Origin of the sequence: Sphingobacterium sp. R2 (genome assembly GCF_040760075.1) — a bacterium.
In the GTDB taxonomy this organism is placed as follows: Bacteria; Bacteroidota; Bacteroidia; order Sphingobacteriales; family Sphingobacteriaceae; genus Sphingobacterium.
Map to the genome: position 1 here is coordinate 2341447 of NZ_CP142884.1, position 19247 is coordinate 2360693.

Genomic DNA, 19247 nt, shown 5'->3' on the forward strand with positions numbered 1-19247 from the left:
GTATTTTTGAGCCGTGAAATTTCGATTTAAAAATAGCGAGCAGAAAAATAGTATTATCCTGATTGTCTGTTTGTTGTTGCTGCTGCTGGTAGGGGGAGGACTGCTCGGTATTATCCATCATAAAGTTGATCGTCTTAAGAAAAGAATATTGATTGATTTTGCTGATGAGAATATGTTGCTTGTCAAGAAGCAGCTAGAATTGCTGCAACAAGATCTGTACCTTTCTGAGAAAAAGATATTGGAACAACCCGTTTTCGATCCAAAAGAAATTGGGGATTCCTTATTGGTCATTATCCCTGTGGGTCAGGTTGAAGATGTGGGCAACAGGATGCTAACCTTGTTACGCACCCGGACAATACATCATCGGCTGTATCATATTTACATGGATATCGAACGGCTGAATTCTTATTTTTCAAAACTCAACTTTGGAAGGCGCGCTTACTTTGAGATCTATGACGACCGCGGTATCTGTGTATATTCTCCAGATAATAGGAGGTGGGGACGAAGAAATACCGCAGCATTTTCAAAACAAGGTCAAATTGTCCAGTCTGATTTTCTTCAGCTTGACGTAATGGTCAATTCATATCCTTCTAACATTCTTTTTGTTGGTGGTGAAATTAAGGTGTATGTTCTGTTGTTGAGCATCGAAGAGGAAATCCAGGAATTGTTGACTTATAGTATCTTGCTCGGTGTGGGGCTGATGCTGGTGGCTATGGCATTAATCTACTTCAATGTTGTGGAGCGGCGTAAAATTCAACAATTGAAATTGCTGGCTTTGGAACAGGAAAATGAATATACACAGATGCGTCTTGTGCAATTGAGACAACAGATCAATCCACATTTTTTATTTAATACATTTGGTTCACTTCAGTACTTGATCGGAAAAGACGATGAACTGGCCAAGTCTTTTATTGGCAAGATGACTAAAGTCTATCGGAAGATGCTGCGTACCGACGAGGCGGAATGGTCTACGCTACGAGAGGAACTGGAATTGGGTAAAGCTTATTTCTTCTTGCAGCAGGTGCGTTTTGGGGCGGCATTAAATGATATGGATATTCAAATTTCAAACGAATTACTAGAAAAAAGGATTCCCCGTTTAGGTTTGCAAATGCTTATTGAGAATGCGATAAAGCATACTCGTATTTCTAAAGATAGTCCGCTTACTATCCGGTTGATCTACATTCCTGAAAGTAACTTACTGGAGATTAGCAACAACTGGCAGCCCCGGCAGGGGGCAGAGTCGCAAGGCGAGGGGTACGGGCTCAATTACTTATCATCGATCTATACTTATTATAGAATGTCTGGTTTTCAGTTCGGAATAGAGGGAGGACAATTTATTGTTCGATTACCACTCGCATAATACCTTATATGAGTAATGAAATTGGAGGTGTCTAACGTGTTCACGTTTTTATCGTGCGTGTTCATACCGCTAAACTACGTGTTCATCCCTTTATGTATTATTCTCTACAATATTTTTAACAAATTTGGCTCTTAATCCAGTGGTTTTAGTTTGTGATCAGCCTAATCTTATCCGACAAGATGTCAAGACCTTTATAGCATGCAATTTAGGATAGACTTCATGGAATAGATGCAATTACTTTCTGATACAACTTATCCTTAGCTAATACAAGCTTTGGTTAAACCATGAATATTCGATTGATATTACATCGATACCAGTGAAAAACAAATAGCGTGCCACGAGCTCATTTATGCCTTTGAAAGCGAGCTTAAAAATAATTATTTGATGAAAAACACTTATACAAAGCTAGCCATAGGTCTTCTATTTTCAGCGGGTCTAATGCAATCTTGTTCTATATTGCAAACAGTTGGTTTAAGAAAAAAGAGACGGTTATTGCTGCCAAGGATTCGATAGGCAAGAAAGACTCTACAGCAGCGTACGACAAATTGTTGAAAGATGCACAGGTGGATAGTGGGATGTTTACGGTGATCCGTAAGGAAAATAACTACTACTTTGAGATTCCATTGAAAAAGATGGGGCAAGATATTCTGTTGATTCAGAAGTTATCTTCTGTTCCATTGGCGCTGAATGAAGCCGGAGTAAATAAAGGAATGAATTATGAAAATAAGGTCATTCGTTTTACCCATCGTAAGGAGAGAAAAGAAGTATGGGTTTCGGAGATTAAACCACAGGTCGAAGTACCTAAGGGGGATGCGATTGCGGCTTCAGTTTATGATAACTACCGTCCTTCTTATATCGAATCCTTCAAAGTCGAGAGCTACTCCAAAGACTCTAGTGCTGTAGTAATAAAAGTAAACAAGGTTTTTGATGGTTCAGAAAAGAGCTTTACGGATGTGTTTACCTCTTTGGGCTTGGGTACTTCGCCGAAGACCAATATTTCTACAATCGAAGATATCAAATCGTATTCCAATAATATCGTTGTGAAATCGGTATTGTCCACGAAGGTGACGGAAGGGAATGAATCGGTGCCGGTTTCTCTAGAGATAACGAGCAATCTGTATGAGCTGCCAGAAACACCTATGGTAGCGCGTTTTGCCGATCCAAGAGTAGGATTTTTTACTTCACCACGTTGGTATTTTAACGATAAACAACAAGAACTGGATAAGAAAAATCTAGTCAATCGCTGGCGATTGGAACCGAAAGATGAAGACAAAGAGCGCTATTTGAAAGGGGAGCTTGTAGAACCAAAGAAGCCGATTGTTTTTTATTTGGATCCGGCGACACCAAAACAATGGCGTCAGGCTATCATTGATGGCGTACACGATTGGCAGGTCGCCTTTGAAGCTGCTGGTTTCAAGAATGCAATTCTGGCTAAACAACAGCCCGACAGCGTCAAATTTGATCCAGACGATGCTAACGTTTCTTCTATCGTATATGCAGCATCTGCACAGGCTAATGCGATGGGACCATCCGTCGTTGATCCACGCTCGGGCGAGATATTGGAAGCTGATGTGATCTGGTGGCATAACGTTATGACTATTCTGAACAGCTGGATGCGTATACAGACAGGCATCGTCGATACATCAGTACGTGCTAATGTTTTCTCCGATGAGAAAATGGCACATGCTATTCGTTTTGTATCATCGCATGAAATTGGCCATACTTTGGGGCTTATGCATAATATGGGGGCATCGGCAAGTTTCCCTGTGGATTCATTACGGAGTAAAAGCTTTACCGCAAAAATGGGGGGAACAGCACCTTCTATCATGGATTATGCGCGTTTCAATTATGTCGCGCAACCTGAGGATGGTGTAGAACAGATTACTCCGGTGATTGGCGCATACGACAAGTATGCGATTGGCTGGGCTTACCGTTGGTATGGCAAAACGCAACCTTGGGATGAGATTCCTTTGTTAAGAAAGGAAATTGACAGCCATGTACACGATCCGATTTATCATTATGGTGAACAGCAGGATTCAAAAAATATCGTTGATCCGCGGGCCCAATCGGAAGATCTGGGTGACGACGCGATGAAAGCTGGCGAATATGGCATGCTGAATCTGCGTCGTATGATGCCGAATATAATCAACTGGACCACTAAGGTAGGTGATGATTACTACCGTGCCGGTAAATTATATATGGGTGTCGTCGGTCAATGGTACGCGTATGCGGACCATGTTCTAAATAACATCGGGGGTATCTATCTAGAAAATGCTGTTTTGGGCGATCAAAAAGATGCGTATAGTCCAGTGCCAAAAGACAAACAGGTACGTGCTTTGGAATATCTCAAGAAGAATGTTTTTTACATGCCCGAGTGGTTGTTCGTCCCAGAGCTGATGGCAAAAACTTTTCCGTTGAGAGATTCGCCGATAGGACCATTTGAGTATGCTCCTTATAACCTACAACGTGAGTTTCAGTATGCCATGTTATATAAACTGGTCAATGATGAACGTTTGCTGCGTATGGTTGAGATGGAAAATCTTTTTGGAAGTAGAAAAGCATGGAGTGCACCTGAGTTTCTAACTTCAGTACGTCAGACGATCTTTGCTAAAACCATCAGTGGACAATCTTTGGATCTTAAAACACGGATGCTTCAACAAAACTATGTGGATGTGCTGATGGTCTCTACAAACAAATCCATGGAGAAGTTAAATGCGAAGAAACTGGCGGGCATTGAGCAACTGGTTGAAGCGACACGACCTGCTTTATGTTTGCATCCACAACATACATCCTCTTCGCAAGCCGGGCTTCGGAATGTCCATGTTACCGGTATGATGCGCACGTCCGATATGCTGACTTACAAACGCGCTGAATTATATGAGATTTACCAGTTGCTGAAACAAAAGCAGCGGACTGGTGATGCCATTACAAAATCGCATTACATGGATCTTTTATTACGTATTGCAAATACCTTAGAATTAAACTAATATATTAACATCTACCAAAATGAATAAGTTTTTAATACCGTTGACCTTCATGTGTGTGCATGTTGCGCATGCGCAGGAATCCAGGGAACTGAAAGGAAAGGTTCTGGATGCGGTCACGTTAAAACCGGTCGTTGGGGCGACGGTTGTCGTTGAAAGTTCGGCAGTAGCAGAAGATATCGGTGTACCCAATCAGGTGCAGCAGTCGGCATTGGGTTCATTGACCGATGCGGCTGGTGAATTTCGCTTAAAAGTGCCTAGTAATTTAAAATATGTAACGATTAGCTATGTCGGGTACCAGCGTATTCAGGTGCCGGTATTCCAGGATCATAAAACAATCTTGCTGCAGCCAAGTGGTGAATCCTTGGATGAGGTGATCGTAACAGGTTATACGGATATCAAAAAACGTAAGAATACGACGGCTTACAATAAAATCAATGTAGCGGACATCAAACAGACGGGGGTTGCATCGATCGATGAAATGCTTGCTGGTCAGGTAGCGGGTTTGCAGTTGAGCAATTTTAACGGTGGGCCAAATAGTGCACCACAGATCCGTATCCGTGGTACGGTATCACTCAATGGTACACAAGACCCATTATGGGTTATCGATGGTATGCCGATTGAAGGAGCTGAATTGCCTAAACGAATTGATAAAGATAATTTGAATAGTTTGAATAATCTTCCGATTGCAGGTATCAATCCTGATGATATCGCCGATATTACGGTATTAAAAGATGCAGCGGCAACTTCAATTTATGGCGCACGGGCTGCAAATGGGGTCATTGTGATTACCACAAAAAGAGGTAAATCTGGACCCGCAAAATTGCAAGTGTCGGCCAATACCTTTGTGACGCAACGTCCGGATTTTGGTAAGCTCAATCTGATGGATGCTAACGAGAAGGTAGATTTTGAGTTATTGATGGCCGACCGCACCGATTTAAATTATCGTACGGATAAGGGCGCTGTTATGCGGATACTAAACAAAGCAGATGCATTGGATGCTTATCGTTCGGGTGGTTTAGCGGCTTTGTCACCAGAAGTGCAGCAGTCAATCAATCAATTGCGTGCACAACAAACGGACTGGGGAAAAGAATTGTACCGTCAGGCGGTCAACCAGCAGTATTCAGCATCAATTTCAGGCGGTAATGACGGACATCGCTATTATTTGTCCAGTGGTTTTTATGATGAAAAAGGAGCTACAAAAGGAGCTGATCTTCGCCGTTATTCGCTTACCTTAAACAACGACTTTACAATCAACGATCGATTTAAGGCCGGTATTAATTTATTAGGCTCGGTTTCAAACCGACAAAATCCAATCCAAGATGATGATGCCTTTACCAATCCCAGCAATTATATGCGTTTGGTTAACCCTTATTTGGCGGTTCGTGACCAGTTCCGTAAATACAATTATGATCCGGATATTGAAGGTTATGAAAAAGATACCTATATTCCTTTCAATGCTATAGAAGAAAGGGAAAATACCAAATATACTTTAACGAATAAGGCACTGAAAGCGATTGGTTACTTGGAATATACGATTATTCCACAATTGTCATTACGCTCCGAATTTGGTTTACAGTTTGATGAAAATAGTACAGAGAAATTTGCCGATCAAGAAAGTTATAATACGCGCAAGTTACGTGCTGCTACACGGTATTACGATGCTGCTAGTAAAACTTATAAGTATTTCTTGCCTACAGGAAGTAAGATCGAAAATTCCAATAACAGTATTTTCCAATATAATTGGAAAACATACTTAAAGTATAACAAAACTTGGAATGACAGACATGAGTTGGAATTAATGGGGGGAACCGAGTTGCGTCGAAGCACAAATAAAGCTGTGTCAACCAAAGGATTTGGCTACAATCCGGCGACTTTGACTACCCAGAGCATTGTTTTTCCAAATAGTAACTATCAAACAGATTCAAGATTTCTTCAGTACAAAAAGGGATTTATTGAGAACTCATATGCGTCATTTTATGGGAATGCAACTTATACCTTTGACCGTAAGTACAACGTCAATGGTAGCATTCGTTACGATGGTTCAAACATGTTTGGTGTGGATCCAAAATATCGGTTTTTACCAATTTGGTCGCTTTCGGGATCGTGGAATGTGCTAGAAGAAGAGTTTATTAAAGGAAAAACGGCCTTGTCCGATTTGCGTGTACGGGCTTCATATGGTATCCAGGGAAATGTAGACCGCAATACCTATCCTTTTATCGTCGGTAACTATGGTAATACCACGCTTCTTCCGGGTAACACCGAGGGAACTGTGGTTGTTGATATGCCTGCCAATGACAAACTTCGTTGGGAACGGACACAATCTTATAATGCCGGAATTGATTTGGGCTTATGGAAAAATCGATTAAACATTACTGTTGACTATTATAACAGAAAAAGTACTGACCTGATTGGTTTCAGCGCCTTACCTTTGGAAAATGGTTTTCAGAATGTTCAGGTTAACTGGGCGTCCGCACGAAATCAAGGTATTGAGTTGACGATTTCAAGCCGTCAGATTCAGACAGATAAGTTTTCTTGGTCAACGGATTTCAATATCGCACATAATGACAATAAATTATTAAAGGTCATGAATGATCCGAAAGCGTATGCGCCGGAGGCACAGGAGGGACGTCCCATAAATGGTTTATATGTATTGGAAACTGCAGGTTTGGATAAAGATGGCGTAATGCAATTTAGAAATCAGGATGGGTCCGTTTCAAGTTTTGAAGAGTTTTATGGTTTATACGATCCATGGGCAGAATTCTTACCGGGCTATACTTCGCAAACCGATATGACTGCTGCAGAATACCGTTCTAAATTTAAATACAAGGGTAGTAAAGATCCGAAGTTTATCGGTGGAATGACTAACCGTTTCCGTTATGCTAACTTTGACCTTGCGATTTCTGCAGTGCTTAATTTGGAGCGTTGGGTAAGCCGTACCCCGACTTATAATCCGGCTCTGGTAGACCGTGGGCAGAATTATACAACAGATCTTTTTAAGGCATTGCAAGAAGGTGGTAATATGCCCGCCTTGGGCAGTATAAGTTCCGAATTGAATGAGCGTTGGATGGCTTATGCTTGGATGGAAAGTAACGATCCGATTAATTCGTTTAAACAGTACGATATTTGGGCGAAAAAAATGAGCTATGTCCGCATCAATAGTATTCGATTAGGGTATACTTTACCGGCTGCAGTAAGTAAAAAAATTGGTGCGAGCAATTTGCGTGTGAATGTAGAAGGGCGTAATCTCTTTGTTTTCGGCGCAAATTACGACGGGTATTTTGATCCAGAGACCTACGGCAACTATTATGCGCAACCAATAAGTAAATCTTTTGCTTTTGGTCTTTCTGCAAGTTTTTAATTCTCTTAATTGATTTTTAACATGAAAAAGATAATTTATTTTGGAATGATCATGACAGCAAGTGCATTGACATCCTGCAATAAATATTTAGATATACAACCGGTTGGAACAGTCATCCCTGCTTCGGGAAGTGATTTTAGGGGATTAATGACAAGTAGCTATGTGGGGTTTCCAACACATAAGTCTTATTTGTCCTTGCGTACGGATGAACTATTGTTGGATGAAAGTTCAACCGATGCCGCTAGAACCAAAGATATCTATCTTTGGAACGACCAAAATCCTGACGCAACAACAATCGCTTATCCCTATTTGGCATTTTACAACAGTATTTTTTACGCCAATCAGATCATCAGCACCATCGATGAAAAATTAGGAAGTAATGCCACGGTAGATCAGATTAAAGGTGAAGCTTACCTGATGCGTGCTTATGCTCATTTTGAGTTGTTAAATCTTTACAGTGAGGTCTATTCAGCGGGTAATACAGGGCTTCGGGGTGTTCCTTTATCGACAAAGATTGACATGGAACAACGTTTTGTTCCCGCGACCATTGGTGAGTCTTATGCGCAGATCCTGACGGATATGGAAAAAGGAACAGCTTTATTGACTGTCGATGATCAGGCAAAAGGCGCTAATTATCGCTTTAGTAAACGCGCTGCGTATGCGATGGCCTCACGTGTTCATTTGTATCGCGGAGAGTGGCAGGAAGCGGTTGATGCGGCAAAAAAGGCACTGACTATAAACGATAAATTGGTTGACTTGAATGTTGGGGGAAGTCAACTTCCGAACGATTTTGAATCAGCAGAGATGATTATGGCTCTGGAAAAGGTGTCCGTTCCTGAAGTTCGCTCAAGCTCGTTTATCTCGCCTTCTTTGTTATCGGCATACTCAGATGGTGATTTGAGAAAAGGCCGTTATTTCCAAAAAAGTGGCAGTAATTATGTATCGCTCAAAGGCGGTGAAAATCGTTTCAATGTGAGTTTTAGAAATGCCGATCTTTATTTGACTATGGCCGAATGTTACGTTCGTCTGGGAAATACCGCAGAAGCATTGAAGTATCTTTCGGCATTAAAGAAAAACAGATTCAGCGCAGTTGCATATACCACAGAATCTAAAGCTGACGCTAGTTTATCAAAGGAGCAATTGCTAGATGCGGTCATGTTGGAGCGCAAGCGCGAACTAGCACTTGAAGGATTACGTTGGTATGATCTAAAACGGACGACCAGACCGACGATCACCCATAGTAGCTTCGGCAGAACGGTAACCTTACAGCAGAATGATCCTCGTTATGTCATTCGTTATCCACAGGAAGCCATCAACAATAATCCCGATCTGTTGAAATAATTGATTTTTTTAAATCCTATATATATTAATCCATTTTCTTTTTAAGGAAATGGATTTTTTATTACATTCAACCCATGGGATGGAAAATACTGATTGTCGAAGATGAAGACTGGGCTTTCGTTGGTTTAAAGGAAATGCTGAACTCGCTATACGGCGAAACTATATTTACCTTTTCCAATGCAAAAGAGATTCAGGAGGCGGTGACGACGATCAATAGACATCAATTCGACCTGATTTTTATGGATATTCACCTCATGGATGGGCTGAGCTTTGAGATTTTCAAGCAGGTGGCTGTTGATGTTCCTCTTATTTTTACGACCGCTTACGAACAATATGCCTTGGACGCTTATCAAAATAAAGGTTATGCCTATTTGTTAAAACCTTTTGACGTTGATGAGCTGAAACAGGTAATGAATCGTATTGAGCCATTACTACCCAAAATCGAACCTCAACTCAAACAGCGGTTTCTAGTGAAGTACGGAAATTTTTTAAAGTCCTTGGCTATTGCTGATATTGCTTATTTTATGGCGGAGGACAAAGAGCTATATGCCGTGGAAAAGGGATCGGGAATCGCATATATTATTGAAGATACCATCACCCATTTGGTCACCCAGGTGGACCCAATGGTTTTTTTCCAGATCAATCGAAAATTTCTCGTTCGGATAGATGCGATTCAGTCCATGTTAAAAATTAGCAGGAATCGGATCAAGTTAGCATTAATACCCCCAACCCCTGAAAGTATTGTTGTCATTGTCAGTGAAGAACGCTCTCCAAATTTTCAAAGATGGCTTGACCAATAATAGTGATTTGGATCAAGTTTAGCTTACTACCCGATATATTCATTCGAAACGAGCTGTTGATTCCGATAACTATGTTGGGTTAACTTTTCCACATAATGTTAATAACCTTGTTGAAAACCTGTTTATAAGAAAAATACATTTATTAACAGTACTTATTAACATTGTGTTGATAACCTTTCTTTTTGTTCTTTTTGCTTTTGTTGATCCAGATGATATATCCGGTAATGGGCAAGGACGCGCAGCAGAGACTAGCTAGGCATGCAATGATTTTTGTTGAGATGTTACCTATGCTACCTGTGTGGATATCATAATTAAGGGCGCCCAACTTATCACCGTAGTGTAGTTGTTCGCTAGACTTGATTTCGTATAGATTATTGCCTCTTCTGTCAAAATAGAGCCAATCAAACACCCCGCTTCGTTTTTCATCATGGCGTACCTGAATATCCATTCCTGTTTGCGTATCTTTTTTCAATCGTATAGACATCATTTCAGCGGTGGGATAATTTGTCAGTGCATACCGCAACGCATTGTCCTGAAACTGATTTTCTGCCGTAGGTAATGGTACAGGTGAAATGCGCCCAGAAGATGCTTTTGTCGACTGCAATACATTGAATGTTGCGATGTATGACTTTTTAAAGCCGGGGAAAGCAAAGGCGAGTCCAGTTATGGCAAAAATCAATCCTATGAATAGGCTATAAAAACCGATGACATTGTGCAGATCGTGGTTGAGTCGTTTCCATTTAACTTTGGTATCAAGCCAAAAACTTCGCTTGAGATTCTTGCGTTTCCATTTTTTTGGCCACCAAAGAACGATGCCACTAAGTAGGATAAGAATAAAGATGGCAGTTGACCAGGCGACGATAGGATGGCCAAATCGCTTGCCCAAAAGTAGGTTAAGGTGAAGCTGAAGTGTCAGCTGAAAGAATTCTGTTTTTGAATTTTCAACGTGTTGTACTTGCCCGCTGTATGGGTTGACGAATACGCGTTTATAGTATTTGTAATAGTTCCAGTGCCCAAATGCTTTTTCGTCAGTTTTTACAGCACGAAACACCCAAGTGCGGTTCTTGGTTGGATAAAGGTCAACTCGCGTAATTTTCTCATCCTTTGGAAGGCTTTTCTGTGCATAGTGAAGAAGCGTGCTTAAAGGAAGTGGAATGGTTGGATGGTCAGTGGTGCCGGAGATAAAATATTTTTCAGGATAAGCCACTAGTTTGAGCTCATCCTGAAAGGTGTATATGCAGCCTGTCAGGCTTAGGATGGTGACTACAACACCGGTAATGATTCCGAGCCATTTATGCAACCAAAGGGTGACAGTTTTAAACATATCAAAATTTATAGTTGATGTTAAACGAGGCCAACATCCCTTGTCCTTTTACATACTCTTCATTTAGGGCACGGTATTGACTAACGACAGGATAATAATTTTTATTAAATAAGTTCTCTATTCCCATACCAATAGACCATTGTTTATTGATATGGTAGTTACTATTTAAATTAAATACATCAACAGGTTTGACCGGTCCCTCGCTGTTTTTGTATATTCCTTTTTCGTTGGGAAGGAATCTGTCCCGTGACCCTGTATGTACCCAAAAAAGCTGAAAGGTAAGGGGTCGGATTGGCGTGTAGTAAATATATCCCGTTGCTTTTTTGGGAGAAATACGTGAGCCATTGAGGTAGGACTTTGTTCCGTCGTCCTTTTTGGATTTCCCTTCTACATAGGCATAAGTTCCGCCAATGGTCAATTGCTGTGAAATGTTAGCGCTTAATGCAACTTCATATCCATATACATCCTCTGGCAGACGTTGGGGCATCAGGTAACCACCGATATCAACGAGTTCGACTCCCATTTTAGATGTACTGTAGTAGTAGGCGGCGGATAGTTGGAAAATACTATAATTACTTGAAAATCCTATTTCATAATTGTTGGTAATGATCGGATCAGTTTTTAGGCTGTCTAGGTCATTATCTGTTGCTCTGCGGACGATACGACCCAGTTCATTAATCGCGAAACCCTGTGAGAAACTAATGAAGGGGTTAAAAATTGCATATTTGTTATAACGTAAGCCTGCATTGAAGGTTGCTCCTTTGTAAGGGATCTTTCCACCCTTTACAGCAATACTTCCCTCGTTATTGGGTCCTGTAGCAATGGTATTGAAGTCCTTGATTTTTACGGTTGCATTTTCATAGCGCACACCGCCTTTAAAGATTAAATTTTCTAGGAAATCAATCTTAACTTGGGCGTATGGAGCAATGTTTAACATATTCATATAGGGGATATAAACCCTTCCATCAGTCAGATTCTGATCTGTCACATCATTTAATAAGTCTATACCATAGGTAATGTCCGCATTGGATCCCAATAGCTGAAATGGCGTGTTGAGATTAACGCGTAATCCTTTTTTCTCCGAATTGATTTGTGTTTGTCCCGGACCATACCATGCAGAAGCTTTCTCGACATAACGATTCATTGAGCGAAACGTATTGTAGTACGCTGATGCCGTTAAAGATGTGGAGGCAAAGAGATTGTTTTTGTTATAGGTCAGCATGGCATTGTGGTTGTAGGGAGTTCCAGCAGGTTTACCTGGATCTTCGCCTTTTACTCCTATCGTAGGAGTCTGTCCATATATACCTGCCTGGCTGATGTACCTGTTGTGTTGATTGCTTCTGTAGAAGTTGTACACTGCCGTTATATTAGAACTACTATCGATGCGGTAACCAACCTTTAAGAATGCGTTGTATTGATAGGTGTTCGAAAGACCGTCAGTCTGACCAAGGGGGACACCGTCGCCGTCGCGTTGCAGTCCAACGTAATCGGCCGAACCGCTTACAGTATAATTCCATTTGTTTTTTTGACCATATAATGTTTGGCCTATGCGATATCCCATGGTACCCGCGCTGTTGACGGGATTAAATGTTGTTCGCAGACTAGTCATTCCCTGAATCGGTGCAGCATCTTTTGACGGGGTGCGCGTAATGTAATTGATAATGCCTCCTGCGGATCCATTTCCATAGATGGAAGTAGCACCTTTGATGACTTCAACTCGCTCAATGACGCTTGCGTCAATGGTGCGGAGATCACGTTGTCCATTCATCAAGGGGGTGGATTGTGGAATTCCATCAATCAAAACCAATACAGATCGTCCACGGAGGGTCTGGCCGGAGTTGGTTGCTTTGTTTGTCGCAGTTCCAAGTCCAGGAATGGTGTTACCCAAAATAGTGGAAAGATTAGTGGTGATTTGGCTTTGGGCTTCAATCTCCTTTGTCGTTAAGATAGAAACTGAAGAAGGTACAGTGGAGATGCTTTCCGCTTTACGTCCTGCTGTTACAATGATCTCATCTAAAACTTGGGTAGAATTAAGCTGAATGATTAAGGGTTGTTGAACGGTATCTAAATTCACCATTTTTTCAACCGGAGAGAAGCCTGTATAGGATACCCGTAATTGAATAGTATTGCTTAAACTTTTTTTTGCAAAATTGAATTGCCCGAATTGATTGGAATATCCTACGCTCTTTCCATCAACTTTGATATTCGCTTGCCTTAATGGTTTATTTTCTCGGTCTTTTACAACAAGGGATATTTCTTGTGCATTTAGCTTAGCACTTAAAAGCAAAAAGATTCCACAATTGAACATCCTATAGCGTGTTCTATTCTTCATGGTAATTTATTTAGATCAAATATAAATTAATGTGCAAATATAGTTTATTTTATAATTGTGACAACATCAATGTGCTCTTTTTTTGATTTTTTTTAGTAGTTATTGTTAGATTTTAAGGCTAATTTAGTAGCCAATGCACTGCTGTCTGCTATCAAATTAGATCATTATTTTTTGGAAAAATAATCTGTTCGTTAGATATTTACTTTGATCAGGCGATGTGTGAGAATGTTACTTATTCTAAAGGCAACGAAATTGGCATCGGGACCATTGAAGCAGGACTTCTCGAGAACGCGATTATTAACGATAAAGTGAAACAAAGCAGAAAGGCCAAAAGTACTAAGCTATATTTGCTGTCGACACCGTAGTTATGGCATCTGGTGTGCCGATGAAAGGTGAAGAAGCCATCGATTTAGATTGATAATTATCAATCTAAATCGATATTATTACTTAAAAATGTAAGGTACTTGGGGGATTCATCCTCGAAAATATCTTTTCCTTCCATCATATAAGCCCGGAGAAGATATTCCTGAGCCAGCTCACTATTATTGTCGTGTAGGTAGCATTGTCCTAACCGCAACATAATAAACGGATTTTCGTAAGCATTTTCGATGATATTGTGTTTTGCTTTTTCAAAATGGGAGAGCGCATTGGTAAAGTCGTCGAGTAAGAAAAAAGCATCTCCTATAGAGGCTTCGAGCCAGAGGCTTTCTGCGTGAACATTTTGCGGACTTGGGACCAAATCAAGTGCTTCGGTCCACAAGCGGATCGCTTCTTGATAGTTGCCTTCGTCACATTGAATGTTTCCTTCTTCGCTGAGTTGGTCTATTCTGTCTAATGTTTGATCATCCATGGCATTTAAATCGTTAAAGTCCTATACTAAGGTAAGAAATCTATTCAAAAAAAAAGCGGAAAAAATTTGTGCTTTCTCCGCTTTTAGTTCTGTTGATATCTATTTATTCTACATCAAACCACAGTTTAGTTAACAACGTATTGCTACCCTGGCGTGCTATGGCTTCTCGGTAATTAGCTCCATTGAGAGATTGTTCTGTTCCGGGATATAGAAAGCGCAAAGGGATTTTTCCGCCCAAAGCACCTTGTTTTGCAGGTGTTAACTTAGGATAATCCAATCTGCGCCATTCGGCAAATGCTTCCAAACCTTGCCCATATAACGCAATCCATTTTTGTTCGCCAATTGACTTTTTATAGTTATTGGGGTCGAAAATTACTGATGATTGACTAAGGTAGGCATCGATTAAATTATTACTGACTTTGTATTGTTCAAAAGATGCTCGAATGGCCTTTTGGTAGAGATCTGCTGCATCACCCGTAATAAATCCTCTGCTTACGGCCTCGGAAAGATCAAAAAGAACCTCCGAATAACTTAAGATCACTGCAGGAGCTTTTGGCTCACGGAAATATTTTCCTGGTCGGGATGTAAGATCAAATCCAATACTGCTAGCCTCACTTGAAGTGAGGCCATTTGGGAGACCAACATATTGCTCCTTAGTCGGTTTGTCTGTTGCATCCGCATAAATAGGTAAGCGTGGATCGTTTAACTCGACAAGCTTATCTACCATTGTTTTACTCACGCGATAATCCTCTCTTGCTTCAAAAGATGCACTGACGGGATTGCGATAAGGAGCATCGCGGTAGATCAGCTGAGCGATATCCTCATTGGAGCTAATGTAACCACTTCCTTCTGCTGCGATTTCCTGCAATGTAGTTTTGGCTAGATCCGGTAGGCGGTCAGCAATACGTAATGCAAAGCGCAATCTGAGTGAATTCGCAAAACGTTTCCATTTAACGATTTTATTCTCATAAATAATATCACCCTGGATAGCCTCACCATCAACTTTTAATAAACTTTGTGCGTTCTTGAGATCTTTCAATAGGCCTTTATATACATTTTCCTGTGCGTCGTAACGAGGGGTCAAATAAGCATCAATGTCTCCTGTTTCAGTATAAGGAATATCTCCATAGGCATCTGTCAGTAATGAAAATACCCATGACTGCAAGATAAGTGCTACGCCCTTGTAGTTGTCATTGCCGCTATTTGCTGCTAATTTTTGCGTGATCTTTAATTGGCTGATGCTCTTTGAGTACCAGGTTGACCATCCTTCTGTGAAATCATTGTTTGTGAAAATATAGCGGTCGGGGTCCGTGTATTGGATTCTAGCCCAATGTTGTACAAACAACAGGCTAGAAGCAAGATTATTGCTTACGCCCCAGTAGCTGTCGGCTGTTGTTTTAATCGCGCTTGTGAGAAGGTAGCCAGGTTGAGGATTTTCTGCCTCATTCTGATTTTGATTGACTTTTGCTAATTCATCTTTGCAGGACGTGGTTAGGCCCAGTAAGAGAATAAGTCCTGTTATATATTTGCTGTTTATTTTCATGCTCAAAATAATTATTTGTTCTTCAATTGTTCGCTAGTAAGAAATCGAACTGCATTAGGCAGCGATGATTTCAGTTGCTTAAAACTTAAGATTTAAATTGAAGCCAAAGCTTCTTGTGGTCGGTAACTGTAAACTTTCCAAACCTTGTGCATTGCCTGTATTAAAGGCTGTTTCTGGATCAATATTAGGGGCATTCTTATGGATAATCCATAGGTTTCGAGCTACTAAAGAGAATGAGGCTCCCTGAAAGCCGATTTTGGAAATCCAATGATTTGGAAATTGGTAACCTAGTTTTACCTCGCGCAATTTAACATAAGAAGCATCGAATACATTTGCTTCATTGGTTCTATATAGCGTTTTATAATATTGTTGTGCCGATACAACTTTCGTATTTTCTGAACCGTCTGCATTTAGGCCATCTACGATAATACCATCATCATAGGTTGTCCCGTTAACTGTATAACTCAGTCCGCCATGTTCAGCATCTCTTCCAGGGAGAGTCGAGGCCAATACCCCAGTTCCTCTACCAGTCGCATTCGTACCTGAGTAGAGTTTGCCCCCATGCTTGATGTCTATCAAAAAGCTTAAATCAAAGTTTTTGTAACGGAATTGATTTGTAATACCGCCCAACCAATCTGGTGTAAATTTGCCAAAATAGTGATTCACTGGATCAGTGGCAGGTGTCCCGTCTGCGTTCACGATAAGGCGACCCGCTTCATTTCGTAAGAAGCCAGTTCCGTAAAGAGTCCCATAGGGTTTTCCGACTGCGGCCAAAACTTGCACGGTTCCTGATGATCCGATCGTATAACTTTGTAATAATCCGTCATTGTCTAATTCTACAACTTTACTTTTATTTGTTGCGAAGTTGACATTGATATCCCATTGGAATTCCTGTTTTTTCACCGGCGTAACACCTAATTGAACTTCAAGCCCCTTATTGTTGATCTTTCCGGCGTTCATGAGTTTCTTCTTATAACCTGTCGATGGACTCACATCAACGGCTAAAATCTGGTTGATACTATTGATGTCGTATAAACTTAAATCTAATCGCACTCTATTTTTTAGGAAAGCCAGTTCGGTACCTAGTTCAGTTGAGGTGGTTGTTTCGGGTTTTAGGTCTGGGTTTTTCTTAATGTCATTGACCGATAATTGTGGGTTGTTTCCGTATGGTGCACTAAATAGATAAGAATCAATTAAACTAAAAGGGTCTGTATCTTTACCTACTTTGGACCAGCCCCCCCGTAATTTCCAGAAAGACAATATATCGCTTTGAATAGCGAATGCATCTGTCAGGACTATGCTAGCGTTTGCAGACGGATAGAAATACGAAAGATTGTCAACAGGCAAAGTGGAAGACCAGTCGTTTCGAGCTGTTAGATTCAAAAATGCATAATTTTTGTACCCTAATTGCGCCGATGAAAAAATACTGTAGGCCTTCAATGGGCTATATTCACCTGTTGAAATCAAGGCATCTCTGGAGTTTGCTAGCGTATAGACATCAGGTACAGCTAAACGCGGGGCTTTTTGGTTATTGCGTTGCCGCGATTGGCTACGTATATTACCTCCAGCTAATATATCCAGCGTAAAGTCTGTTGAAAGCGGTCTATTGTAGTTTAAAGTAAACTCCGTATTATTTTCATTTACTGTATAAGCATCTTCTTCATAGGAACCGTAGGGTGTACCATTGGTACCATAAGCAATCCGTATTTTTCTACGATCGGTATAATAATCGTTACCAGTACGGAAGTTGGCTGTCAAAAACTCGTTGATCTTGTAATTTAAACCAACATTTCCAAAAATTCGGTCGCGTTGTTGCTGTACAGTATTTTCCTCTGCGATGAAGTATGGATTGCTATAATAACTATTGTTCCAATTGACAAGGTTACCGTTTTCATCCCGATAATTTTTTAAACGGGAAACATCGACCTGTCTGCCAAACCAGGTAAATTGGAGCATATAGCCGTTCGAGCGAAAGCCCCCTACACCTGGTAAATTACCTGAGTTTGTACGTACATAATTTGCATTTGCTGTAAGTGTCAGATCTTCCGTGATTTTATAACGTGTATTGATATTGAAGTTGTTTTTTTCAATCGAAGAATTTGGGATAATTCCTGTTTGATTACTATTGTTATACGAAAAACGATAATCAACTTTATCTGTGGCATCGGCAATAGATATTCCATTGTTTAATGTTCTTCCTGTTCCAAAAAAGCTGCGTACGTTATCTGGATGTGGCAAGAAAGGTACTGCTTCACCCTTTGAATAAAATTGCGGGATGAGTCTGCCATCCATTTTTGGCCCCCAGCTTTCATCAACACCATCATTGATACCGCCACCTTTACCATCGACATAGCTGAACTTTCCATTGGCACCTTGTCCAAATACATTTTGATAATCGGGTAGAACGGCAAGCCGTTCAATGGTATTATTTGAATTAATATTTATCCCCAATCCTTTGCGTTTTTTTCCAGTTTTTGTCGTAATCAAAATCACCCCAGCGGCGGCTCTTGAACCATACAACGCAGCCGCATTGGGCCCTTTTAGTACGCTTATGGATTCGATGTCTTCGCTGTTGATATCTGAAATTGCATTTGCATAGTCACGGTTACCACTCGTTCCCAGCTGGGAATTATCAACAGGTGTTCCATCAATCACAAATAAAGGTTGATTGTTTCCGGCTATGGAGGTCTCTCCTCGGATAATAATTCTCGAAGAACCCATATTGCCCTGACTATTTGTTACCTGAACCCCAGCAACTTTTCCAGCTAAGGAGTTTACGAGATTACTTTCTTTAGCTTCGGAAAGATCTTTTCCCTTTAGTTCCTGAATAGAATATCCTAACGTCTTTTTTTCCTTGGATATATTTAAAGCCGTTACGACCACTTCATCTAACAGGGCAGTTGAAGGCACAAGTTGAACTGTGGTAAAGCCTGTCGGATTAGTTTGAACCGTTTTACTTTCAAAGCCTATATATTGTATATTGATATTTAGCGATCTGCCAGAAGAAGGTAACTCAAATAGACCATTTGTATCTGTCTGTACTTGTTTTTTACTGGTCGTTTCGGTGACAGTAGCCCCTTGAATAGGATTGTTGTTATTGTCAACTACCTTTCCTTTTATAGTGTTTTGTGCGTATAGTGCGCCAGAACTTAGACAAAGCGCGGCCATTACGACAAAATTTATGTTGTTTTTTGTCATACTAATTATAATAGTGAGTGTATTGTTTCAGATGGGTTATCGGAGATATTTGAATTTACTTGTAAAACATCCCCTTAGGACATTCGTTTTTCAAGGGTATACTGTATATGCTGTTTCATGTGTTAAAAAATGTTAATGCAAATATATAAAATCT

10 protein-coding genes are annotated in these 19247 nt (G+C 40.6%); 5 read left to right on the forward strand and 5 right to left on the reverse strand.

What is annotated here, in order from left to right; genetic code table 11:
• Positions 1–13 precede the first annotated feature (13 nt).
• From VXM68_RS09820 to VXM68_RS09840, 5 genes are all read left to right on the forward strand, one after another.
• Positions 14–1360, forward strand: a complete 1347-nt coding sequence (locus tag VXM68_RS09820) for a sensor histidine kinase (protein WP_294185695.1) — start codon at positions 14–16, stop codon at positions 1358–1360.
• A 446-nt stretch (positions 1361–1806) separates the two neighbouring features.
• Positions 1807–4347 (forward strand): zinc-dependent metalloprotease, encoded by a 2541-nt coding sequence (locus VXM68_RS09825; protein ID WP_367211145.1) that lies wholly within the window; start codon positions 1807–1809, stop codon positions 4345–4347.
• 19 nt (positions 4348–4366) lie between these two features.
• On the forward strand, positions 4367–7705 hold the full coding sequence (locus VXM68_RS09830) for a SusC/RagA family TonB-linked outer membrane protein (RefSeq protein WP_367211146.1): 3339 nt from the start codon (positions 4367–4369) through the stop codon (positions 7703–7705).
• A 21-nt stretch (positions 7706–7726) separates the two neighbouring features.
• Entirely contained in the window at positions 7727–9046 is a 1320-nt protein-coding gene (locus VXM68_RS09835) for a RagB/SusD family nutrient uptake outer membrane protein (protein WP_367211147.1), read from the forward strand.
• 74 nt (positions 9047–9120) lie between these two features.
• Positions 9121–9846 (forward strand): LytR/AlgR family response regulator transcription factor, encoded by a 726-nt coding sequence (locus tag VXM68_RS09840; protein ID WP_367211148.1) that lies wholly within the window; start codon positions 9121–9123, stop codon positions 9844–9846.
• Positions 9847–9988: 142 nt separating this feature from the next.
• On the opposite strand, the gene VXM68_RS09845 is transcribed toward VXM68_RS09840, so the two are convergent.
• The 5 genes from VXM68_RS09845 to VXM68_RS09865 form a co-directional block, all read right to left on the reverse strand.
• Positions 9989–11170 carry a PepSY-associated TM helix domain-containing protein gene (locus VXM68_RS09845; protein WP_367211149.1) on the reverse strand — a complete coding sequence of 394 codons (1182 nt, stop codon included), beginning with the start codon at positions 11168–11170 and terminating at the stop codon, positions 9989–9991.
• 1 nt (position 11171) lies between these two features.
• On the reverse strand, positions 11172–13502 hold the full coding sequence (locus VXM68_RS09850) for a TonB-dependent receptor (protein ID WP_367211150.1): 2331 nt from the start codon (positions 13500–13502) through the stop codon (positions 11172–11174).
• Positions 13503–13926: 424 nt separating this feature from the next.
• Positions 13927–14352: a hypothetical protein gene (locus VXM68_RS09855; protein ID WP_367211151.1), complete on the reverse strand. Its 426-nt coding sequence runs from the start codon at positions 14350–14352 to the stop codon at positions 13927–13929.
• 103 nt (positions 14353–14455) lie between these two features.
• Complete coding sequence (locus tag VXM68_RS09860) at positions 14456–15895, reverse strand: SusD/RagB family nutrient-binding outer membrane lipoprotein (protein WP_293954163.1); 1440 nt, start codon at positions 15893–15895, stop codon at positions 14456–14458.
• Between the two features lie 78 nt (positions 15896–15973).
• Complete coding sequence (locus VXM68_RS09865) at positions 15974–19063, reverse strand: SusC/RagA family TonB-linked outer membrane protein (protein WP_294185703.1); 3090 nt, start codon at positions 19061–19063, stop codon at positions 15974–15976.
• Between the last annotated feature and the right edge of the window lie 184 nt (positions 19064–19247).